Source organism: Synechococcus sp. CCY 9618 (genome assembly GCF_019038415.1).
Taxonomy (GTDB): domain Bacteria; phylum Cyanobacteriota; class Cyanobacteriia; order PCC-6307; family Cyanobiaceae; genus Cyanobium.
The window spans coordinates 62,664-83,778 of sequence record NZ_JAFKRG010000034.1 but is presented as its reverse complement, the minus strand read 5'-3'; the positions used below and the strand labels follow the sequence as shown (position 1 = coordinate 83,778).

The 21,115-nt window shown below is 68.8% G+C and carries 25 protein-coding genes; 9 read left to right on the top strand and 16 right to left on the bottom strand.

Annotated elements, in window-relative coordinates:
* Window positions 1-21 precede the first annotated feature (21 nt).
* Window positions 22-1,479, bottom strand: a complete 1,458-nt coding sequence (locus KUG41_RS07910) for an aspartate aminotransferase family protein (protein WP_371734076.1) — start codon at window positions 1,477-1,479, stop codon at window positions 22-24.
* 41 nt (window positions 1,480-1,520) lie between these two features.
* On the opposite strand from KUG41_RS07910, the gene KUG41_RS07905 reads away from it, so the two are divergent.
* Complete coding sequence (locus KUG41_RS07905; protein WP_216902874.1) at window positions 1,521-2,018, top strand: nucleoside deaminase; 498 nt, start codon at window positions 1,521-1,523, stop codon at window positions 2,016-2,018.
* Between the two features lie 8 nt (window positions 2,019-2,026).
* Here the strand turns inward: KUG41_RS07905 and KUG41_RS07900 are convergent, their stop codons facing one another.
* Both KUG41_RS07900 and KUG41_RS07895 read right to left on the bottom strand, forming a co-directional pair.
* Entirely contained in the window at window positions 2,027-3,205 is a 1,179-nt protein-coding gene (locus KUG41_RS07900) for an alanine--glyoxylate aminotransferase family protein (protein WP_371734075.1), read from the bottom strand.
* A gap of 116 nt (window positions 3,206-3,321) precedes the next feature.
* Window positions 3,322-3,840, bottom strand: coding sequence for an allophycocyanin subunit beta (locus tag KUG41_RS07895; RefSeq protein ID WP_216902872.1), 519 nt, complete (start codon window positions 3,838-3,840; stop codon window positions 3,322-3,324).
* 161 nt (window positions 3,841-4,001) lie between these two features.
* On the opposite strand from KUG41_RS07895, the gene KUG41_RS07890 reads away from it, so the two are divergent.
* On the top strand, window positions 4,002-5,330 hold the full coding sequence (locus tag KUG41_RS07890) for a glutamine synthetase family protein (protein ID WP_216902870.1): 1,329 nt from the start codon (window positions 4,002-4,004) through the stop codon (window positions 5,328-5,330).
* An 18-nt stretch (window positions 5,331-5,348) separates the two neighbouring features.
* On the opposite strand, the gene KUG41_RS07885 is transcribed toward KUG41_RS07890, so the two are convergent.
* Window positions 5,349-5,618 (bottom strand): hypothetical protein, encoded by a 270-nt coding sequence (locus KUG41_RS07885; RefSeq protein WP_216902868.1) that lies wholly within the window; start codon window positions 5,616-5,618, stop codon window positions 5,349-5,351.
* Window positions 5,619-5,682: 64 nt separating this feature from the next.
* Here KUG41_RS07885 and KUG41_RS07880 point away from each other — a divergent pair, with 64 nt between their 5' ends.
* Window positions 5,683-6,018: a DUF6439 family protein gene (locus tag KUG41_RS07880; RefSeq protein ID WP_371734074.1), complete on the top strand. Its 336-nt coding sequence runs from the start codon at window positions 5,683-5,685 to the stop codon at window positions 6,016-6,018.
* Here the strand turns inward: KUG41_RS07880 and KUG41_RS07875 are convergent.
* Window positions 5,984-6,409, bottom strand: coding sequence for an ATP-binding protein (locus tag KUG41_RS07875; protein WP_216902866.1), 426 nt, complete (start codon window positions 6,407-6,409; stop codon window positions 5,984-5,986). The genes KUG41_RS07880 and KUG41_RS07875 overlap by 35 nt on opposite strands.
* Window positions 6,410-6,442: 33 nt before the next feature.
* Complete coding sequence (locus KUG41_RS07870) at window positions 6,443-7,189, bottom strand: GUN4 domain-containing protein (RefSeq protein WP_216902864.1); 747 nt, start codon at window positions 7,187-7,189, stop codon at window positions 6,443-6,445.
* A gap of 110 nt (window positions 7,190-7,299) precedes the next feature.
* Here KUG41_RS07870 and psb28 point away from each other — a divergent pair, with 110 nt between their 5' ends.
* From psb28 to KUG41_RS07855, 3 genes are read left to right on the top strand one after another with little or no spacing between them, the layout of a single operon-like run.
* On the top strand, window positions 7,300-7,683 hold the full coding sequence (gene psb28, locus KUG41_RS07865; protein ID WP_216902861.1) for a photosystem II reaction center protein Psb28: 384 nt from the start codon (window positions 7,300-7,302) through the stop codon (window positions 7,681-7,683).
* Window positions 7,680-8,753 (top strand): AI-2E family transporter, encoded by a 1,074-nt coding sequence (locus tag KUG41_RS07860; protein WP_216902859.1) that lies wholly within the window; start codon window positions 7,680-7,682, stop codon window positions 8,751-8,753. Before psb28 ends, KUG41_RS07860 begins: the two co-directional genes overlap by 4 nt.
* On the top strand, window positions 8,750-9,757 hold the full coding sequence (locus KUG41_RS07855) for an AI-2E family transporter (RefSeq protein WP_216902852.1): 1,008 nt from the start codon (window positions 8,750-8,752) through the stop codon (window positions 9,755-9,757). The genes KUG41_RS07860 and KUG41_RS07855 overlap by 4 nt, the downstream gene beginning before the upstream one ends.
* A gap of 12 nt (window positions 9,758-9,769) precedes the next feature.
* Here the strand turns inward: KUG41_RS07855 and KUG41_RS07850 are convergent, their stop codons facing one another.
* The 7 genes from KUG41_RS07850 to rsmA form a co-directional block, all read right to left on the bottom strand.
* Window positions 9,770-9,994: a hypothetical protein gene (locus KUG41_RS07850; protein ID WP_216902851.1), complete on the bottom strand. Its 225-nt coding sequence runs from the start codon at window positions 9,992-9,994 to the stop codon at window positions 9,770-9,772.
* Window positions 9,991-10,944 carry a protein translocase subunit SecF gene (gene secF, locus KUG41_RS07845; protein ID WP_216902850.1) on the bottom strand — a complete coding sequence of 318 codons (954 nt, stop codon included), beginning with the start codon at window positions 10,942-10,944 and terminating at the stop codon, window positions 9,991-9,993. Before secF ends, KUG41_RS07850 begins: the two co-directional genes overlap by 4 nt.
* A gap of 9 nt (window positions 10,945-10,953) precedes the next feature.
* Window positions 10,954-12,477 (bottom strand): protein translocase subunit SecD, encoded by a 1,524-nt coding sequence (gene secD, locus KUG41_RS07840; protein ID WP_216902849.1) that lies wholly within the window; start codon window positions 12,475-12,477, stop codon window positions 10,954-10,956.
* Window position 12,478: 1 nt separating this feature from the next.
* Window positions 12,479-13,462 carry a pyruvate dehydrogenase complex E1 component subunit beta gene (locus KUG41_RS07835; RefSeq protein ID WP_216902848.1) on the bottom strand — a complete coding sequence of 328 codons (984 nt, stop codon included), beginning with the start codon at window positions 13,460-13,462 and terminating at the stop codon, window positions 12,479-12,481.
* 153 nt (window positions 13,463-13,615) lie between these two features.
* Window positions 13,616-13,918 carry a DUF3082 domain-containing protein gene (locus tag KUG41_RS07830; RefSeq protein ID WP_216902847.1) on the bottom strand — a complete coding sequence of 101 codons (303 nt, stop codon included), beginning with the start codon at window positions 13,916-13,918 and terminating at the stop codon, window positions 13,616-13,618.
* A complete protein-coding gene (gene ispE, locus KUG41_RS07825; RefSeq protein ID WP_216902846.1) occupies window positions 13,915-14,865 on the bottom strand; it encodes a 4-(cytidine 5'-diphospho)-2-C-methyl-D-erythritol kinase in 951 nt (316 codons plus the stop codon). The genes KUG41_RS07830 and ispE overlap by 4 nt, the downstream gene beginning before the upstream one ends.
* A gap of 5 nt (window positions 14,866-14,870) precedes the next feature.
* Window positions 14,871-15,716: a 16S rRNA (adenine(1518)-N(6)/adenine(1519)-N(6))-dimethyltransferase RsmA gene (gene rsmA / locus KUG41_RS07820; RefSeq protein ID WP_216902845.1), complete on the bottom strand. Its 846-nt coding sequence runs from the start codon at window positions 15,714-15,716 to the stop codon at window positions 14,871-14,873.
* A 74-nt stretch (window positions 15,717-15,790) separates the two neighbouring features.
* Between rsmA and KUG41_RS07815 the strand changes: the two genes are divergently transcribed.
* Together KUG41_RS07815 and KUG41_RS07810 are read left to right on the top strand one after the other, a co-directional pair.
* Entirely contained in the window at window positions 15,791-16,057 is a 267-nt protein-coding gene (locus KUG41_RS07815; protein ID WP_216902844.1) for a hypothetical protein, read from the top strand.
* A gap of 595 nt (window positions 16,058-16,652) precedes the next feature.
* Window positions 16,653-17,693 (top strand): hypothetical protein, encoded by a 1,041-nt coding sequence (locus KUG41_RS07810; RefSeq protein ID WP_216902843.1) that lies wholly within the window; start codon window positions 16,653-16,655, stop codon window positions 17,691-17,693.
* Window positions 17,694-17,781: 88 nt separating this feature from the next.
* On the opposite strand, the gene KUG41_RS07805 is transcribed toward KUG41_RS07810, so the two are convergent.
* The 3 genes from KUG41_RS07805 to KUG41_RS07795 form a co-directional block, all read right to left on the bottom strand.
* Window positions 17,782-18,147, bottom strand: coding sequence for a YraN family protein (locus KUG41_RS07805; protein ID WP_216902842.1), 366 nt, complete (start codon window positions 18,145-18,147; stop codon window positions 17,782-17,784).
* 99 nt (window positions 18,148-18,246) lie between these two features.
* Window positions 18,247-18,741: a DUF2721 domain-containing protein gene (locus KUG41_RS07800; protein WP_216902838.1), complete on the bottom strand. Its 495-nt coding sequence runs from the start codon at window positions 18,739-18,741 to the stop codon at window positions 18,247-18,249.
* A 13-nt stretch (window positions 18,742-18,754) separates the two neighbouring features.
* A complete protein-coding gene (locus tag KUG41_RS07795; protein ID WP_216902836.1) occupies window positions 18,755-20,350 on the bottom strand; it encodes a bifunctional diguanylate cyclase/phosphodiesterase in 1,596 nt (531 codons plus the stop codon).
* Between the two features lie 305 nt (window positions 20,351-20,655).
* On the opposite strand from KUG41_RS07795, the gene KUG41_RS07790 reads away from it, so the two are divergent.
* Complete coding sequence (locus KUG41_RS07790; protein WP_254216965.1) at window positions 20,656-21,108, top strand: pentapeptide repeat-containing protein; 453 nt, start codon at window positions 20,656-20,658, stop codon at window positions 21,106-21,108.
* Window positions 21,109-21,115 lie beyond the last annotated feature (7 nt).

Genomic DNA, 21,115 nt, shown 5'->3' with positions numbered 1-21,115 from the left:
CGGTCGGGAGAAGGGCCGGCTTCAGGCACCGCAGCCTCCCATCAGACTGCGCTGTACCACCAGGGCCAGCCGATCCAGCTGCTCCGGACCGGTGTGGGGGTTGCCCAGCACGGCCTTGAGATGGTGGTGCCCTCGGTAGTGGGGGCGGGAGAGCATCAGCTGTTCCTCCAGCAGGCACTGGCGGGTGGCGATACTCCAGCGTTCCGCCGCGGGGCCATCGAGCCCCTCCGGCCGGAAGGCGATCAGATGCAGTGGACCGCCGCGCAGGGCCAGGCCGCCGATGGCCCGCAGCCGGCGCTCCAGTTCGGCGCGACGCGCCACGGCCCCGTCGATGAGGGCGGCCATGCCGTCCAGGCCGAGCTGGCGCAGACCGAGCCAGAGCTTCAGGATCTCCCCCGGCCGGCTGCCCTGCAGCCCCGCCTCCCCCTGATGGCCACCCCCCCAGCTGGGTTCCATATAGGGAAGGCCGGTGCGGAAGGCCTGCTGGAGATGGGAGGGGTCGGCCAGCAGCAGCAGGGAGGATGTCTTGGTGATGCCCAGGAGCTTCTGGGGGTTGACCGTGACGGAATCGGCCCGTCCCAGGCCGGCGAGCCCGGAGCGGTGCCGGTCGCTGAACGCGAAGATCGCCCCGATGGCGCCGTCCACATGCAGCCAGTGACCCTGGCGGCTGCAGAGCGTCGCCACGGTGTCGAGGGGATCCAGGGCTCCCCGCACGGTGGTGCCGGCGGTCGCCACCACGGCGATCACAGGGGTGGCGGAACGATCCAGCCGCGCCAGGCAGCTCTCGAGGGCCAGGGGTTCAAGGGCACCGGCGGCATCGACGGGCAGCTGAACCAGGGCCTCCGGAGGCAGGCCCATGACCGCCACGGCCTTGGCCAGGGAAACGTGGGCATCCTCACTGCAGAGCACCACGGCATCGCCGCGGCAGGCCAGCCCCCGCTGCCGACGGGCGGTGACCAGGGCCATCAGATTGCTGAGGCTGCCGCCACTGGCGGCCACGCCACCGGCCCCGCCGGGCAGCCCCAGACGGCTGGCCATCCAGGCGCACAGCGCCCGCTCCAGCCGACTGAGGCTGGGGGACAGCTCCTCCGCCAGCAGATTGTTGTTGAGCCCCGCACAGACCAGGTCGGCCACGATCGACGCCGTCAGGGGCGGTGGGTCCAGGTGGGCCAGGGCGCCGGGATGGTTGGGGTTGTAGGCCCCCTCCATCACCAGCTGCAGATCGGCCAGCAGCCGTTCGCTGTCCAGCCCTGCCCGCTCCGGTTCCACCACGGGCAGCACACTCAGGCCGGGCAGGGGGGTGCCCTGTCCCGCCTGGCCCAGCCAGCGACACAGCAGAGCGGCCGCCTGCTGCAGGAAGGCCTCAAGGGCCGGATCCGCAACGGAGGGATCCGCAAACGGTTCGCAGTCCCGGAGGGGCGGCGGCAGCCGCTGGGCGGGGGGAACGCTGGCCAACGGCGAAAGTGAGGGCATCGGCATTCTGCCGCTTGCCTTCAAGCCCGGATGGCTAGAAGGAAGGGATGGTGGATGACGCCCTCACCCTGTTGTGGATGGACCGCCTGCTGCGGCGGGCCCGGGCGGCCGGAGCAGGGGGTGAGATCCCCGTGGCCGCCGCCCTGCTGGATGGCTCCGGCCGCTGTCTGGGCTGGGGCACCAACCGTCGCCACCGGCAGGCCGATCCCCTGGGCCACGCCGAACTGCTGGCCCTGCGTCAGGCCGCCGCCGCCAGGGGCGACTGGCGCTTCAACGACTGCACCCTGATCGTCACCCTGGAGCCCTGCCCGATGTGCGCCGGTGCCCTGATCCAGGCCCGGGTGGGCACGGTGGTCTTCGCCGCGGCGGATCCCAAGCGGGGAGCCCTGGGCGGCTGTCTGGATCTCTCACGCCACGCCAGTGCGCATCACCACATGCGCGTGGTCGGCGGAGTGCTGGGCGACTGCGCCGGCCGGGAACTGGAGGAATGGTTCCGGCAGAGGCGCGGAAAGGGCACTGCCTCCGGGCGACCCGTCGACGCCTGAGGACTGATTCAGGCGATGGCAGCGACGGCTGCCGGGGCAGAGCGGAAGGCCGCCAGTTCGCTCTCGAACAGACCCAGCAGGCGATCGACGTTCTCGGGGGTGCTGTTGTAGCCCATCAGGCCGATGCGCCACACCTTCCCGGCCAGGGCACCCAGCCCCCCCCCCACCTCGATGCCGAAACGGTCGAGCAGGTGGCGGCTGAAGGCCTTGCCGTCCACACCCTCGGGGATCCGCACGGTGGTGAGGGTGGCGAGCCGCAGGGGTTCGCTGACGTGCAGCTCCAGACCCAGGCGCTCCAGCCCGGCCCACAGACGCTCGGCATTGGCGCGGTGGCGGGCCCAGGCAGCGTCCAGGCCCTCCTCGGCCAGCAGGCGCAGGGCCTCGCGCATGCCGAAGTTCATGTTCACCGGGGCCGTGTGGTGGTAGACGCGGTCACTGCCCCAGTACTGGTTGAGCAGGGAGACATCCAGGTACCAGTTGGGCACCTTGTCGCTGCGGGCCGCCAGCTTGGCCTCGGCACGGGGTCCCATGGTGAAAGGACCGAGTCCGGGGGGGCAGCTGAGGCCCTTCTGGCTGCAGCTGTAGGCCAGATCCACCTGCCAGGCGTCGATGTGGAGAGGCACGGCGCCGAGGGACGTGACCGTGTCGAGCAGCAGCAGGCAGTCGTGGCGACGGCAGAGCTCACCGATGCCCTCCATCGGCTGGCACACCCCGGTGGAGGTTTCCGCGTGCACCATGGCCAGAATGGTGGGCCTGTGGGCGATCAGGGCGGCTTCGATCTCCGCGAGGTCGAAGGCCTCACCCCATGGTCGTTCGATGGTGGCCACCTCGGCCCGGTAACGGCCGGCCATGTCCACCAGCCGCAGGCCGAAGTAGCCCATCACCGCCACGAGCACCTTGTCGCCGGGCTCGATGGTGTTGGCCAGGGTGGCTTCCATGGCGGCGCTGCCGGTGCCGCTCATCGGGATGGTGAGCCGGTTGTCGGTCTGCCAGGCGTAGCGGAGCAGCTCCTGCACCTCCCCCATCAGCTCGATGTAGAGCGGATCGAGGTGACCGATGGGCATCCTGGAAAGGGCCTGCAGCACCGTGGGGTGGGCATTGGAGGGTCCGGGCCCCAGGAGCAGGCGCTCGGGGGTGGCGATGGGATCCAGCCCGAGCCTGTGGGTGCTGCTGATGGAGAAAGGCACGGGGAGAGGAGGCAAGACCGGGCGGAGCGGCGGAAGTGAACCGAGAGTAGGAAACGGCCGTCGGCGTCAGTGAGCGACGCAGCCGTTGGCCTCAGGGGGCGAAGCGAGCGTTGGCCTCAGCGGGCGCGGACGTTGCTGGAGGAGAGGCCGCGGCACATGTGATCGAAGGGGGCCCGCACCACGGCGGTGTCGGCCATGCCGCCATCAGCGAGCATCTCGCTGATCACCTCGCCCAGCAGGGCGATGCTGCGCACGGTGGGACCGGTGGGCACTCCCAGACTCTTGTAGGTGTCATCGAGCCCGTTCAGCACCCGCTCGTCGAGGATGGTGACGTCGTCGGCGATCAGGGCGTAGCTGGCATAGCGGAGGAAGTAATCCATGTCGCGCAGACAGGCCGCCAGCCGCCGGGTGGTGTAGGCGTTGCCACCGGGAAGGAGGAGTTCCGGGTCCTCCAGCCACAGCCGCTGGGCCGCTTCCCTCACGATGGTGGCGGCCTCGCGGTTGATCAGTTCCACGGCGGCGAGCCGCAGTTCCGCCTGACCGAAGTAGGAATCGATCCGGTCGATCGCGGCGCGGTCGAAGTAGCGGCCGAGCTGGTCGTACCGACCGATCAGACCGGTGATGGCATCTCGCATGGACGAAACGGATCGACGCACCTGCAGCGGAAGGTAGCACTTGCAATCCGCCAGATTCCTGTGCTGCGGCTGGTTCTGGAGAATCTGACAGAAACGGTTACGCGCTCGCGGATCCGTCCGGGCGGCACGATCGTGGCGCCAGCTCCTTCCCAGCCCCCGCCATGGCCACCTCCATCCAGGACGTTCTGCGCCGTCTCGGGGACGACGGGATCGAACGGATCGTTCTCAAGCTGAGCGACCTCGGGGGGAGCTGGCATTCGATCGGCCTGGACGCCGAGCGGCTGAGTGAGGACGCCTTCCACCACGGCATCAGCTTCGAGGTCGCCGCCAGCGAAGCCTGGCCTGCGGCCTTGCCCAGAAGCCTGACCGTCAGACCCGACCCGACCACCGCCTGGATCGATCCCTTTCTGACCCCCAGGAGCCTCAGTCTGATCGGGAGCTTTCAGGTGCCCGCAGGCACGGTGGACGGCCTGCGCCACTGCCCCCGCTCCCTGGCGGCCCGGGCGATGGCCCATCTGGGGAGCACCGGTCTGGCCGACGGGGCCCGCTTCGCGACGGAGAGTGACTTCTTCGTCTTCGAGGAGGTCACCTGCCATTCCGACGCCAGCGGCGATGGCTGCCGCGTCATCCCCGGCGAGCCGCCGCCGGAGGCCTTCCGGCAGGAGCTGCTGCTCACCCTCGAAGCCCTGGGAATCGCGGTGGGCCCGTCCTCAGCCCCACCGGCAGGGCCCCGGCAGACCCTGGCCCTGCAGAGCGCCGATCTGCTGCGGGCCGCCGACAACCTGATGGTCGCCCGTTACGTGGTGCGCCATGGCGCCCGGCGCCATGGCAGAACCGCCACCTTCCTGCCGAAGCCCCTGCCGGCTCCGCTGTGCGCCGGCCTGGCCGTGCATCAGAGCCTCTTCAAAGCCGGCCATCCGCTGTTCTTCGGCGAGGGCACCTACGCGGATCTGTCCCAGACCGCGCGCTGGTACGTGGGAGGTCTGCTGCACCATGGGGCCTCCCTGGCGGCCTTCAGCAACTGCGGCACCAACAGTTACCGGCGCCTGGCGAGCGGTCCGCAGGCGCCGACGCGGCTCAGCTATGCCCGCCACGACCCCTCCACCGTCATCGGCGTCCCGCCGACGGGGGAGGATCCCTGGCATCGGCAGGTGATGGCACGTCAGGGGGATGGACTGGCGAACCCCTACCTGGCCTTTTCGGCCATGCTGTTGGCCGGTCTCGATGGCCTGTGTCGACAGCTGGATCCTGGTCCGCCGTGCGATCGGGAGGCCTCGGCCGGGGCCGCGACGCCCGACCGAACCGCTGCCCTGCCCCGTGACCTGACCGGCTCCCTTGACGCCCTCGCCGCGGACCATGCCTATCTGCTGGCCGGAGGGGTGTTCCCTTCAGAGCTGATCCAGCACTGGATCGGAACCAAGCGTCAGGAGGTGGAAGCGGTGGAGGAGCGGCCTCACCCCCACGAGTTCAGCCTCCATCCGAACGCCTGATCGACCATCCGGTCCCGCTCAGGGGCGCAGCAGCCAGGCCAGCAGCACTCCCAGTCCCCCCCAGCGGAGGGCTGACCAGAAGCGATCCCCGTGCCGGGTGCTGGGCTGCAGGGCCTCCGGCAGGGGATCGAGCAGCCGCTGGGCCAGCTCCAGGCGCTGACGGCGGCGCCGCAGGCTCAGGCCGCTCAGGGGAGCGGCCTCTGGACGGCCGGCCAGCAGCAGCACGGCGGCCAGGTGATGGAGCAGACGGGCCGGGGAGGTCCGGCGTCGACGCTGGAGGCGGCTCATCGGTGCGGCATCGACAGGGAGGACCCGGGGACGACAGGATGAACGCACTCCGGCCGTACGTCCAGTGGCTGCCATCACCATCCCCCCTGAAGCCCCTGCCCCCTCGGATCCCTCCGTCCAGCCGGGACGGGGCTGGCCCGAAGGGGCCCTGCCCCTGGCCGAACGGCTGCACCGGCAGCTGAGCATCAGTGACCGGGACTGGCATGCCCTCAAGCGGCAGCGGCCCAGGCGGGCCGCCGAGCAGGTGGCCGCAGCCCTGGTGCAGCTCCTGGCCTCCGACGACCCCGGTGCCGCTGCGACCACGCAGGGCCGGGATCAGGCGCTGGCCCTGCTGGAGCATGCCCAGGCCTGGCTGAAGGCGGAGATCAGCGACCCGGGCTGTCCGCGTCACGGCCGCTGACCCTCGCCCGGCGGACGGCCAGCTGCAGGCGATTGCCTCGGCCGCTCCAGCGGACATCGTCGAAGCAGTGGTGGATCAGGAACAGCCCCCGGCCGGAGATGGAATCGGCCTGGCAGGGGAGACAGCTGCGACGGGCATGAATCGGCAGACCCGGGCCTTCGTCCTGCACCTGCCACACGACCCAGCGGGGAGTGACGATCCGCCTGATGCGCAGACACTTGCCCGGATCGCAGCCGTTGCCGTGACGCACCGCATTGACCAGGGCTTCCTGCAGACCCAGCTGCAGCTCCGCCTGACGCAGAGCACAGCCGATGGGTTCAAGAAGCAGCTCCACCAGAGGGGCCAGCTGCAGGGTGGACGGCGTGATGTAATCGGCCCAGCGGAGCGGCATGAAGCAGGGGTTTCCGGTTCGCCTGATCGGAACCTAACGCGGACGGTCCAGCCTCGCCGCCTCCAGGCGCCCCTGGATGGCGGGATGTTGCAACAGGGCGTCCATCAGCCGTACCCCGCGCAGCTGGTTGATGAGTGGCATGTGGCCTTCAGGCGCCTCCAGCGACCAGACGAAGGCCCCGGGGTAGCGGGTCCAGGTGCCCTGTGCCTTCCAGCCCAGCCGGGGCCATAGCCGATCCCACTGGCCCTGGCAGCCCTGCAGCAGCCGGGCCTGGACCGAGAACCCGAAGCGGCCCTGGGAGTAGCAGACCCAGAGCCGATCCAGGCTCTCCAGGTCGGTGCTGGCCATCGTCGCCACCTCGCTGTAATAGACGTAGCCGCGGCGCACCGCCGCCTCGCCGGCCAGCTGACGCAGATGCTCACTGGTGAGCCGGTCAGCCTGCTCGAAGTCCTGGCCCATCAGCTGCCGCTGCAGCGGGGCATAGTTCCGGCCGGCGGCGCTGGGAACCGCCAGCCAGCCTTCGGGGTGGCGCTCCAGCAGCGCCTGCCGGGCTCCGGGCTCGGCGGCGCTGAGCAGGAGCTGGATCAGGTGGCCGGCGGCCCAGTCATCGCCGGTGGCATCGAGTCGGTCGAGGCGATCCGGAATCAGCTCGAGAAGTTCGGAGCCGGCCTGCTCAAGGGCGGCCATGAGGCTGCGGCGCTGGCGCAGCGAGCCGGAGAGGAAACGCTCCAGCAGCTGTTCGGCACCGACGGTGCTGGAAACCGGGGGACCGGAGAGCATGGAAGAACGACCAGCCGAAAAGGCAGCATGGCTGGCCCCACTATGTCAGGGGCCACGGGCCGGAGAAATCGGAGCGGGCTCTGCCTAAAGTCCCCCTTTGCCCGAGTGCCATGGCCGCCGCCATTCAGTTCTTCCGTGGGGTGGACGAAACGGTCGTGCCCGACATCCGTCTGACGCGCTCCCGGGATGGCCGCACCGGCCAGGCCACGTTCGTGTTCGAGGAACCGGAGGCCCTGGCGCCCCAGGCGGTGGGCGACATCACCGGCATGTTCATGCTCGATGAGGAGGGCGAGATGGTGACCCGCGAAGTGAAGGCCAGGTTCGTGAACGGCAAGGCCAGCGCCCTCGAGGCCACCTACACCTGGAAGAGCACCGCCGACTTCGAGCGCTTCATGCGCTTCGCCCAGCGTTACGCCGACGGCCACGGCCTCGGCTTCGCCGGCCAGGGGGATGGGGAAGGCGAGGCCGCCGCGGAGGGGCAGGAGGAGGCTTGAAATTCGGCCAGTGGCTGGGCCTGATCGCGCTGCTGGCGGCGCTGGTTCTGTTGTGGAACCTGCGGGACGCCCTCGTGCTCCTGTTCGCCGCCGTGGTTCTCGCCATGGCCCTCTGCACCCTGGTGGGCGCCATCCGGCAGCGGATCGGCTGTCCCAGGCCCCTGGCCCTGCTGCTGGCCCTGCTGGTGGTGGTTCTGGTGGTGGTGGTCGTCGCCACGGCGGTGATTCCGCCTTTCGTGGAGCAGTTCCGGGAACTGCTGCTCCAGGTGCCCCAGGCCTGGGAGGAGCTGCTGAAACTGCTGCGCCAGACCCTGCAGGGCGCCTCGCGCATGCTCTACGGACAGACTGACGGCTCCCTGGACTGGCTGAAATCGAGTCTGGGAATTCCCAGGACCCTGCCTCCTGACCTGCTCGACCGGATCGGTGGGGGAGCGATCGGACTGGTGGGGGTGGCCGGCAACCTCGGCACAGGCCTGGTGCAGACCCTGTTCGTGGTGGCGGTGTCCCTGATGGTGGCCGCCCAGCCGGACGCCTACAGGGAGGTGGTGCTGCTCCTGTGTCCCTCCTTCTATCGGCGACGGCTGCGCCAGGTGGTGGTGGCCTGCGGCACCGCTCTGAGCAGCTGGATGGTGGGGGTGCTGATCAGCTCCGTGTGCGTGGGGCTGCTGGCCGCCATCGGCCTCTCCCTGCTGGGCATCAAGCTGGTGGCGGCCAACGCCCTGCTGGCCGGCCTGCTCAACATCATCCCCAACGTGGGTCCGACACTGAGCACCATCTTCCCGATGTCGGTGGCCCTGCTGGATGCGCCGTGGAAGGCCGTGGCTGTCCTGCTGGTCTACATCCTGGTCCAGAACCTGGAGAGCTACGTCATCACCCCTTCGGTGATGCACCACCAGCTGCGTCTGCTGCCGGGTCTGACGCTCACGGCCCAGCTGATCTTCACCGTGGTGTTCGGCCCGCTCGGGCTGCTGCTCGCCCTGCCCCTGGCGGTGTGCCTGCAGGTGATTCTCCGGGAGGTGCTGATCCGCGACATCCTCGACCCCTGGAAGCGGGAACGGCGCCTGACATGAAGGCACGCACCCTCCTCGGAACCCTGGCCCTGGTGGCCCTGTTCCTGCTGCTCTGGGAGCTGCGCTGGGTGCTGCTGATCCTCTTCGGGGCCGTGGTGCTGGCCGTGGCCCTTGACGTTCCCACCAGTCTGCTGCGCCGCCTCAGCCCCCTGAACCGGGGCGCGTCCCTTTCGCTGGTGCTGCTGGCTGTGCTGGTGGTGGGATGGTTCCTGGGCAATCTGCTGCTGCCGGAGCTGATCGATCAGGTCCGCCAGTTCAGCCAGCTGGTTCCCCAGCTGATGCAGCGGCTCGGCGACATGGTGCCCAAGGCTCCCCTGCTGCGGGACCTGGAGCGCCAGCTGAACGAGGGCTCCCTCTGGGACCGGCTCCAGCCCCTCGGCACCCAGCTGCTGGGGGTGGCCGGCGGCGCCGCCAACAGCACGGTTCAGCTGCTGCTGATGCTGCTGCTGGCGATCCTGATGGCTCTCGATCCGGTGAGCCATCAACGGCTGGTGGTGGCCGCGACACCGAAGTTCTACCGGCGGCGCATGGAGCTGCTGCTGCGGGAGTGCCGCCTGGCCCTCGGCGGCTGGCTGGCGGGCATGACCATCTCCGCCACGGTGGTGTTCGTCACCACCTGGGCCGGTCTGGCCCTGCTGAAGGTGCCCCTGGCCCTGTTGAGCGGCCTGGTCTGCGGCCTGCTCACCTTCGTGCCCACCATCGGCCCCACCGCCGCCACCCTGCTGCCCCTGGCCGTGGCGCTGCTGATCTCGCCGGCCAAGGTGGTGCAGGTGCTGGTGCTGCGCCTGCTGCTCCAGAACGGCGAAGCCTTCCTGCTCACTCCCCTGCTGCTGCGCCGCACCGTCAACCTGCTGCCGACGGTGGCCCTGATGGCCCAGCTGAGCCTGGGGGCGCTGCTGGGGCTGCCCGGTCTGCTGCTGGCCCTGCCCCTGGTCGTGGTGTTGCAGGTGGCCTGCGAAGAGGTCCTGGTCCGTGATCTGATGGATGCCTGGGACCAGGCCTGATCCGGCCGGAGATCAACCGCGGGCACGTCGGTAGTGGCGCCAGAGGGAAGGCTGGGAGAGCAGGACGGTCACGGCCAGGAGATGGGAGCGGACAGCGGCGCTGATGGCCGTCCAAGTGAGGTGATCCCACAGGAGCATCAACTCCACCCGCAGGTCGATCAGGGCCAGGAGCAGCAGCACCAGGGGGAGAAGCGGCAGACCCCGCCGGCTCCCCTGGCGGCGGGGAGACGCGCTCATCGCTTCGACATCACCGGCAGCAGGGTGGGGGCCAGACCGATGCTGGACCAGCTGCCGACGGCGATGCCGACGGTGAGCGCCACGGCGAACCAGAACAGGGTGCTGCCTCCGAAGAAGATCAGCGCCACCAATGGCATCAGAGTGGTGATGGAGGTGTAGATCGAACGGGTGAGGGTGGCATCCACGGCCACGTCCACCTGGTCCACCAGGGGAAGCTCAGCCATGGTGCGGCGCTGCTCCCGGATCCGGTCATAGACCACCACGGTGTCAGTGACCGAGTAACCGGCCACGGTGATCAGGGAGACGGCGAACAGGGAGTCGACTTCGACGCCCTGGAGCAGGCCGAGCCAGGCGAACAGTCCGCAGGTGATCAGCACGTCGTGGGCCAGGCAGAGCAGGGCCAGAAAGGCGAAGATGCCGCTGTAGTTGAAGGAGATGTAGACGGCGATCCCCACGAAGCTGACCAGCAGGGAAATCATGCTGCCGCGCAGCAAACGGGAACCAAGGGTCGGACCGATGGTGTTCACCGACGTGCCGCTGGCCCGCAGCGGCCCGAAGCTGCTGGAAAGCTGTGTGACCAGGGCCGAGCTCTGGTCGGCCGCGAGGGTGGGAAGCCGAAGCAGCAGGGAGCGGCCACCGTCCAGCACCTGGACCGAGGCGCCGTCGAGGTTCGGCGGCTGCTCCCCTTCCGCCACAGGCAGGTTCAACCGGGCCAGGCTCTGGCGGATTTCGGGCGCGGTGATCGCCGTGCATGGGGCGCAGTCACGCTCCACCTGCACCTGGGTGCCGCCGGTGAAGTCGAGGCCTGGCTTGAGCGGTGCATGAATCGAGGGGTTCAGCCAGCAGAGCGCCAGGCCCAGCAGGCTGAGGCCGCAGGCCAGCACCGAACCCGTCCAGGCCAGACGGCGATGGCGGTTGATGCGGAACCTGGGGGAGGGGAGAGTGGTCATGGGGGACAGTCAGGCCAGACCCGGGTTGGTATCCGCCGCCTTGGCCCCGGGGAGCTGGCGGGCGGTGAGGAAGTAGGTGGGTCGCCGCAGGGCCGGATAGCTCATCAGCAACCGCAGCAGGGTGCGGGTGCAGGTGAGGGCGGTGAACAGACTGAGCAGAAGGCCGATGGCCAGGGTGACGGCGAAACCCTTCACCAGCCCGGTGCCCAGGAAGAAGAGGGCCGCGCAGCTGATCATGCCCGTGACGTGGCCGTCGAAGATGGAGGAGAAGGCCAGGGAAAAGCCCGTGTCGATCGAACGGATCAGGGTGTTGCCCCTGCGCAGCTCCTCCTTCACCCGCTCGAAGATCAGCACGTTGGCATCCACGGCGATGCCGATCGAGAGGATGAAACCGGCGATCCCCGGCAGGGTGAGGGTGACCGGGATGAGGGCATAGATCGCCAGGTTGAACAGGGCATAGAGACTCAGGGCCACCACCGCGACAACCCCAGGCAGGCGGTAGAGCACCACCATGAACACCGCCACCAGGGCGAGGCCGGAGAGGCCTGCCACCAGGCTGGAGCGGATGTTCTCGGCCCCCAGGGACGGTCCCACGGTGCGGACCTCGACGATCTTCACCGGCAGGGGCAGGGAGCCGCCCCGCAACTGCACCTCGAGATCGCGGGCTTCGTCGGCACTGAAATTGCCGGTGATCGAGGCGGCGCCACCGGTGATGCCCGCCACCTTGAACTGCTCTCCCACACTGGCCTCGCTGATCGAGCGGCCATCAAGGATGATGCCGAGCACCCTTCCGGTGCCTGCGATCGACTGGGTCAGGGCAGCGAACTTCTCGCCTCCTTCGCGGTTGAAACCCAGAGTCACCTCCCAACCGGAGCCGGTGGCCTGCTGCTGACGACCCGCGCTGGTGAGGTCCTTGCCGGTGATCAGCGGCGGGCCGTAGAGGCTGAGGATGCGGCGGTTGGCTTCCTGGAGCAGCAGCTCGATCTGGTCCACCTCGCTGCTGCCGGGGGGCACCTGAACGCCAAGCGCGGCCAGGGCCTTCGCCAGATCCTTAGTGGAGAGGACCGGCGGCGGCGGTGCCTGGGGCCCATCGGCAGCGTCTGCCGCCGATGGGCGCTTGGCCCTCAGGACCGACTCGGCCTGGCGCTTGAGCGCCAGCAGCCCCTGCATCTCCTCCTCGGTGCCGGGCTTCTGGGCCCGGAACTCCAGCAGGGCGGTGCTGCCGAGCACCCGGGCCGCCTGGCTGGGATCCTGCTCGCCGGGAAGCTGCAGCACCAGCTGGTCGCTGCCCACGGCCTGCAGGGTGGATTCCGCCACCCCCAGGCCGTTGATGCGCCGCTCCAGCACGTCCTTGACCGCCTCCAGCTGCTCGGCATCCACCCGGGTGATGGCCCCGGCCGGCATCACCTGGAGGGTGAGCTGACTGCCGCCCCGCAGATCCAGACCCAGCTGCAGCCCGTAGCTGGCCAGCAGGGCCCCGGAGGCGATGGTGAGGGCGAGGATGAGGGCGAACCAGCCCTGTTGACGTCCCATCTCAGCGACGGCCTGCTTTCAGTTCGCGCGCCGCAACGACGATCTGATGGGGCTGAATGATGGTGAGGTTCTCCAGATTGCCGTTGTAGGGCGTGGGGATGTCCTGGGACGAAAGCCTCAGGGGGCGGGCGTCAAGGTCGTCGAAGCAATGCTCGGTGATCAGGGCGATCAGTTCGGCGCCGATGCCGCCGGTCTTCATGCATTCCTCCACCACCATCACCCTGTGGGTCTTGCGGATTGAGCGGGCGATCGTCTCCATGTCAAAGGGTTTGAGGCTGATCAGGTCGATCAGTTCCACATCCACCCCTTCGGCCTCCAGCTGTTCCACCGCCTTGAGGCAGTGATGGCGCATGCGGGAATAGGTCAGGATCGTCACGTCCTTCCCTTCCCGCACCAGCTCAGCCTGGTCGAGGGCGCAGATGTAGTCCCCTTCGGGGATATCTTCGCTGAGGTTATAGAGGAGAACGTGCTCGAAGAACAGCACGGGATTGTTGTCGCGGATGGCGGCCTTCATCAGGCCCTTGGCGTTGGTGGGGGTGCTCACCGCAACGATCTTGATGCCCGGCACCGCATGGAAGTAAGCCTCCAGCCGCTGGCTGTGCTCGGCGCCGAGCTGGCGACCCACACCCCCCGGACCCCGGACCACGGCGGGGATGGTGTAGTTGCCGCCGCTGGTGTAACGGAGCATCCCCATGTTGTTGGAGATCTGGTTGAAGGCGAGCAGCAGGAAGCCCATGTTCATGCCCTCCACGATCGGCCGCAGGCCCGTCATGGCGGCACCCACGGCCATGCCGGTGAAGCTGTTCTCGGCGATGGGTGTATCGAGCACACGCAGTTCGCCGTATTTCTCGCAGAGATCCTTGGTGACCTTGTAGGAGCCTCCGTAGTGGCCCACGTCCTCTCCCATGACGCAGACATGGGGATCTCGCCCCATCTCCTCGTCGATGGCTTCGCGCAGGGCGTTGAACAGAAGGGTTTCAGCCACGGGGCAGGGGCCTTTGCGCGGCCAACCTATCTCAGCCTCCGGCGGCGAAGGTGCTGAGCAGCAGGACCGACAGCAGCATGCCCGGCAGCAGCAGGACCACCAGCAGGCCCAGGTCGTGGGGGGTCATGGGAGGAGGTCAGGGACGTCTGCAGCCTAGGAAGGGCTCTCCGCTCCGGCCGGCAACAGACTGCGGACAAACACCAGCAGCAGCCCCAGCCCGATGAAGGCGAAGCTGAAGGTGGCCAGGAAACACATCCCCACCATGAGCGTCTTCATGGCGGTGGCGATGCTCTGGGCGAAGGGTGAATCGAAGTGGGGCGGATGGCTCACGTACCAGCCCACCACCCGCTGGCTCAGCCCCAGGCTCAGCCAGGCCAGCAGGCCGCTGGTGAGGGCACCGGACAGGAAGCTGAGTGGTCCCTTGCGGGGGGGCGGGGCAGGGCTCTCGTCGGTCATGGTGGGGATCCATCCGCGACCAGGCTGACACCGGAGCCGCCGCAGCGGCAGCACCAGGCCTCAAAGCCGAGCTCCACCAGCTCCTGCTCCAGTCCCCTGCGGGCCGCCTCAGCCGCTGCCAGGTCGGGAAAGAGGGCGTAGAGACTGGGCCCGGAACCGCTCATGGCAACGGCAAGCGATCCGGGCTGGCTGCGCAGCAGGTCGAGGCCCAGACGCACGCTCTCCACCTCCGGGGCCACCACGGCCTGAAGATCGTTGCGCAGGGGCGGCAGGAGAGCGGATCCTGCCAGGGCCTTGAGCAGCGGCCCCTGGCGCAGGGCCAGGCGACGCTGCTCAAAATCCGCCTCGTTGTCCAGGTAGAAATCGCCCCGCAGATCGCGGCACCGGGCGTAGGCCCAGGGGGTGGACACGCTGGCCGCCGGGTGCTTGAGCAGCAGCACCGCCCGCTGTGCGGCCCCGGCATGGGGGACCGGCTCCAGCCGTTCCCCCCGGCCGAAACAGAGCTGGGTGCCACCCTCCAGGCAGAAGGGCATGTCGGATCCCAGCTCCGCTGCCAGGCCGTGCAGCCGCTCCCGGCCCAGCCCCAGGCCCCAGAGGGCGTCCAGGCCCACCAGGGCGGCGGCGCCATCGCTGGAGCCGCCCGCCAGCCCGGCACCGATGGGGATGCGCTTGTGGAGGGTGCACTCCATCCCCAGCTCCGGCAGCCCCACCCGGTCCCGGAGCCGTTGCGCCGCCTTGACGATCAGGTTGGAGCCATCGGTGGGCAGCTCCTGGCTGTCGCTGCGCAGGCGGATGCCGGCATCGGCGGTGGTCCGCAGGACCAGGGTGTCGCTCAGGTCGATGCTCTGCATCACCATGGCCAGCTCGTGAAAGCCGTCGGGCCGCAGACCCAGCACCTCCAGGTGCAGGTTGATCTTGGCGGGGGCCCGCACCGTCACGTCAGCCATCGAAGTCATGCTCCGCCAGGAGAAGGCGTGGACGCCCGATTCAAGCCGGTGGCCAGGGCCAGCCAGCGTTCGGGTCCCAGTTCCTGGGGGCGCTGGCGCAGGTCCACCCCGGCGGTGGCGACCAGCTCGGCCAGGGCCGGTGGCGGCAGCAGCCCCGCCAGGCTGCTGCGCAGCATCTTGCGCCGGGCGGCGAAGCAGCGCCTGAGCAACCGCTCCACCGCCAGGGCCTGCTCCGGCGGTGGCAAGGCCGCCTCAGGCAGGGGCTCGATCAGGATCACCTCGGAGTTCACCTTCGGCGGCGGCGAGAAGCTGCGCGGCGGCACCGGGCAGACGCTGCTGCAGCGGGCCAGCAACTGCATCCGCACGCTCAGGGCCGAATAGGCACTGCTGCCGGGCTTGGCCCGGATGCGCTGGCCCACCTCCTGCTGCACCAGCAGCACCAGGCGCTCGAAGGGGCAGGGGGCCGGCCGGCCCAGGCGCCCCACCAGCAGCTCCAGCAGCGGTCCGGTGATGTTGTACGGAATGTTGGCCACCACCTTGGTGGGGACCGGCCGGCCGGGGGGGGGCAGCTGCAGGGCCAGCACGTCACCCTCGATGACGCTGAAGCGACCATCAGCTCCGAAGCGCTGGCGCAGGCCCGCCACCAGATCCCTGTCCAGCTCCACCGCCAGCACGGATGCGGCCGGGGAGGCCAGCAACCGTTCGGTCAGGGCCCCCCGACCGGGGCCCACCTCCAGCACATGGTCGCCGCTGTCGAGCTCGGCGGCCGCCAGGATGCGATCCAGCACCTGGCCATCCTGGAGCCAGTGCTGGCCGAAGCGCTTGCGGGCCCGGTGGCCGCTGAAGGTCATGGGGCGCCGACAGGTCTCCCCAGATTGCAGGGCCGTCAGCCCTGGCCAGGGGTGGTACAGCCCCTCTGATCCCCATGGTCCATCGAATCCTGCTGAGCGGCACCCTCCTGGCGGGCGGCCTGGTGCTGCTGAGTGGCCCTGTCCACGCCGGCAGCGTCACCGCCGAATCGATCTTCGATCGCCAGGCGACCCGCCAGAGGGCCATGGAACAGGTGCCCAAGGGAGCCAGGGTCACCCGCACACTCTGCGAGGACCTGGAGGTGGGGATGGACAACACCCGCTACCGGTGCACCGTCTTCTACACGACCGATCCAGCGGCGCCGGCCCCCTCCCAGCCCTGAGTCCTCGCCATCGGAGCGGGGAGGCCCTCACAAAACAGCGGAACTGCTGCATTCAGGCGTGCCTTGCTCCCTGGCTGCCGGTGGTCTCCAGAATGCAGAGAATGGCGGTCCATCCGGGCATGGAACTCTTCCCTTCCCCTTCGAACCGCAGCACCCGAAGCGGCCAAAATTCCTACGGCCATGCAGGCAGCGCCTCAACCACTTGTATGGGCCTGGGGCTTCTCTTGCTGCTCCAGAGCATTCTCCCTGGACGGACGGACTCGATCGTTGACCGTCAGGTGGACATCCGCTGGTAGCTGCGCTCCTCTGCCCTGCTCTACCTGCTGGTCGGGATCGTCAGCGTCGATGCCCTGGTGAACACGCTGATGACCGCGTCCAAAGACATCCGCTACCGCGGCATCGTCGTTCGGCGGCAGCACGACGGGAAGCTGCTGGTCCAGAACGACCGACGCCTGGCGGCTGGCACCATTCTGGTGGACCAGGGACAGTCAGGACAGCTCAGGATCTTCCGTGTCCAGGAACAGCCGAAGCGGGCCGAAGTCATCGATGCGATCAAATCTCTGCTGCCAAGACAGCTGTCGGCCTGGCACAACGGGTGCCGATCGGCTTCGCCATCAGCCTGGGCCCGGCGATCCAGGGACCGGCCGCCGAGGGCCAGCCGGAGGTCAAGCATGCCGGCGGAACTCACCTGTTTCGGCAGGGCAGCAGTCATGTCCTGGTGATCCGGGCCGTGGACGACAAGCATTCGTTCTGGAAGACATTGCACAATCTTCAGCAGATGGCCAGCGACTTCAGGCAGGTCCTGAATCGCCAAGGCTCCAAGCTGGAAATGGTTGCGAATCCTGATTCGATCAGGCTGAAGAGTTCGATCGACTCATTCATCAAACGCTACGGGTTTGCTTACTACATCCGTCTGTTGATCTGTTTTGCTGGTCATCGATGGACTCGAAACAACGCTTTGGGCTATCTCGTAGCCGTGGATGCTCCGGCCAACGATCGGGTCGAGGGTGATCTGGCCTTCGCGACCTCCGCTCTCAGCATGGAGCAGGTCATGTCCTGGGCACGGCAGATGGAAGCCCGCCACGTCCTGTTCATGTTTAACAGTTGTGTCTCCGGCGCGATGTTCAAGGTCCGCTCCGCATCTCCCCTGCCCACCTATCCGCAGCGCCAGATCAGTATGCCCGTCAGACAGTTCATCACTGCGGGGGATGTCCATGCAGAAGTGCCTGCCAAGCGTCTTTTCACCCCACTGTTGATCCGAGCCCTGGATGGTGCCGCCGACATCAACGGCGATGGCTCCATCACCGACGCGGAACTGGGCTCCAATCTTCCCCGGGCCATGGCCTCCCACAGCACGAGCCAGAAATCGCAAGAGGCAGGTTCCGTGATCCGCGCCGCGTCGAAGGCGACACGGTGTTCCGATCCCCCAGCTCACCGAGCCTCCCTGTTCCTGTCCTGGAGCCCCGGACACCCCCCTCACCTCCACCGGCTGCAGCCGCACCCCCTCTGCCGATCCGAGCGTTCCGGAACGCTCTTCCCCCAGCAGCAGCGGCCCTATCAGTGCGGCACCGATCCCCGACAGGGCCACAGCGCACCGCATGGCCCGCGATCAGTGAGCCGCAGGCGGTCAGCGTGACCCCGACCCTTTGGTACAGCCTGTCCTCACCATGACGGGACTCCTGGCCTGGCCGCGGACATCCCCCCCTTGAGGGACCTCACGACGTTCAGTCCCCGAGCCGGATCCAGCGCACCGGAGCGGTCGACGGCGGCAGGGGCACCAGGGCCGCCACCTGCTCCACCGGCGTCCGTTCCCAGCGGGGGTGATCCGCCAGCCAGCAGGACCAGGCCCGCGCCAGGCGGCGGCGCTTGGGCCGGCGCAGGGCCGCGGTGCCCCACCCGTCCCGGTTGCCGGGACGGCGCCCCTTCACCTCCACCAGCAGCAGGCGCCCCGGTTTTTGGACCACCAGATCCAGCTCCCCCCAGCGGCAGCGCCAGTTGCGCTCCAGCAACTGCCAGCCACGCAGTCGCAGCAACCTCAGCACCCGCTGCTCCGCCCAGGCTCCCTGACGCTGGGCGGGGCTGCGGGACATGGCGAGCCTGGCATCAACGGATCCAGACTTCCCGGCCGCCGCCAACCTGCGGGTGAAGGGTGATCAGAACCGGTGATGGGGTAGGCGGGTGACCAGGGATCAGTAATAGCGGCGCGGATTCTGGCGAATGGCCAGCTGCACCTCCAGCAGGAACAGCAGCAGCCCCACGATCATCGCGCCCATGGCCGTCACGAACAGGGGCACCACGATCGCGGCCACGTCCAGGGCCGCCACCGCACTGATGAACAGCACCGCCACCACGGCCGCCACCAGCAGAGCCGTGAGCGTGACCGCCAGGATGGCCCGGTTGATCAGGAAGGTGCGGCGCCGCTGGACCACCAGCACCTGCTCCAGCCGTTCCGCCTCCTGGCGCTCGCTCTCCCCCCGCGCCAGGCTCGCCCCCAGCGCCTCCTGGATGACGCGGGTGCGATCGATGATCCGGGCCAGCCGCGAGGTGAACAGACTCAGCAGCCCCGTGACGCCCGTGAACAGAAACACCGGCGCCACCGACAGCTGGATCGCCCGGGACAGGCCCGCCACGCCTCTGGCGTCCCCCACCTCCAGGGACAGCAGCAGCGGATCGCTCCAGAGCATCACCGGTCGGCGGTCAGGCCGCAGGGAAGATCTGACTCTGGAGCAGGGCCTCCAGATCCAGATCGGAAAGGGGGGCCGAGAGCTGATAGCCCTGACCGTGGCGACAGCCGAGGGTGAGCAGCATCTGCCGCTGACGCGAGCGCTCCACCCCCTCCACCACCACCGTGATCCCGGTGGCTTCGCTGAGCCGGATGACGGCGCTGAGCATGGCCTGCTGCAGCTGGTCGTAGTCGATCGCGGAGATGAGGCTGCGATCGATCTTCACCTCGCTGAAGGGCAGTTCGGTGAGCCGCTGCAGGCCGGAGTAACCGGTGCCGAAGTCGTCCATGGCCAGATGGAACCCCTGCCGGCGCAGATCCCGCAGCTGGTTGGCCACGTGGCTGGACATCTCCATGATGTTGCCCTCGGTGAGCTCCAGCACGATCCGATCGGGGGTCAGCCGGTGGCGCTCCAGGGCCATCAGCAGGTCGCTGCTCCAGGTGGGATCCTGCACCTGGAGCGGGGAGACGTTGACGCAGATCTTCTCCAGCTGCAGCCCGGCCACATCCCAGCGATGCAGGGCCTCGAAGGCCCGCTCCATCACCCAGCGACCGAGGGAGGAGATCTGGGCCGTCGCCTCGGCCACGTCGATGAAATCGGCGGGCGACTGGCGACCGAGCACCGGATCATCCCAGCGGCAGAGCACCTCGGCGGCGATCACCCGACCTGACTCCAGCTCGATGATGGGCTGGTAGGCCAGTTCCAGCTGCTCCTGCTCGATCGCCAGGGCGAGGGGACGGGCCAGCAGCTCCTGCAGCTGGACCGACCGTTCCACCGGCGCGGCGATGCAGCAGCTCGAGAAGGGCTGGCGGTGGGTTTCCTCCAGTGCCCGGGTGGCGGCATCCAGCAGCAGGGCGAACTCGCTGCCGTCCTCGGGACAGCGGCTGATGCCCACGTTGAGCGACGGTTCGATGACGTGCTCCAGCACCGTCGTGGGGGCCTCCAGGCTGGCGAGCAGCTCGCCGGCCAGGTCCCGCACCGCATCGATGCCCATCGAACCCGGCAGCAGGGCCAGGAGCCGATCGCCGCCCTGTCGGGAGAAGAACCCCTTGGAGGGCAGGACCGCTTCCAGGCGGTGGGCGATCTCCTCGATCAGGGCCTCGCAGGCGGCGATGCCCAGCCGGCCGCGCACCAGGTCGAGCTGCAGCACTTCCAGGTGCAGGAGCACCGCACCGTCCGGGCAGCGGGCCGACACGAGCTCATCGAGATCCCCCAGGCTGACCCGCTGATCCAGCAGTTCCAGCAGACACCACCCCCGCTCCGGGGCAGGGGGCTCGCCATCATCGGTCGCGGTGGCCTCCAGACGGGTCAGCGACAGGGGGATGGCGCCATCGGCTCCTGGGGAGCCGAGCAGATCGCTGCTGAGCGCCGCCACCGTTCCCTTCAGCAGCGGCGTCACGTCGGCGATGCAGAGCTGCTGCAGATCCCGCTGCCGCAGTTCCGCCAGCTCCAGACCCGCCCGACGGCAGAACGCCTCGTTCGCCGCCACGATCACACCCTGACCATCGGCCAGGGCCGCAGGCTTCTCGATTCTCCTCAGCAGACCCTCGATCGCTCCGGTGCCTGGCATCTCTTCTCCGCCTGCGGCCCTCTTCCGCCCGGTCATGGTGCTCCGGTGCGGTGGCACCCTCCGACTCCTGATCGCTGGACGTCCTTGACCATCAATGGATATGGATAGGGAATCGGTGATCGGGTGATCGGCAAATCCTGCCCTTTCCACGCTAGTCGCCCCGACCTCATCGGCATGGATCCACCGGCTCCGGAGTGGCGATGCCCCACTTTCCTAGGCTGATACGCTCCGCTCCCTCCCCGATGGCGAGCCCCCTCTCCCCGCCTCGGTCCGCAGCCACGCTGCTGTCCGTGGTCCTCTCGGTCATGCTCGGCGTCCTCCTGCTGCTGGCCCGCCCCGTCCCGGTGGCGGCGGCCATGGACTACGCCAAGCAGGTGCTGATCGGTGCCGATTTCCACGGCGCCGACCTGCGCGGCGTGACCTTCAACCTCACCAACCTGCGCGACGCCGACCTTTCGGAGGCCGACCTGCGGGGCGCCAGCCTGTTCGGCGCCAAGCTCCAGGACGCCGACCTGAGTGGCAGCGATCTGCGGGACGCGACCCTGGATTCGGCCGTGTTCGAGGGCACCGACCTGCGCAATGCCCGGCTCGACGACGCCTTCGCCTTCAACACCAAGTTCCGCGACGTGCGCATCGACGGCGCCGACTTCAGCAACGTCCCCCTGCGCGGTGATGCCCTGACGACGCTCTGCGCTACCGCCAGCGGCACCAACCCCGTCAGCGGCCGCTCCACCCGCGACACACTGAACTGTCCCTGAACCCGTC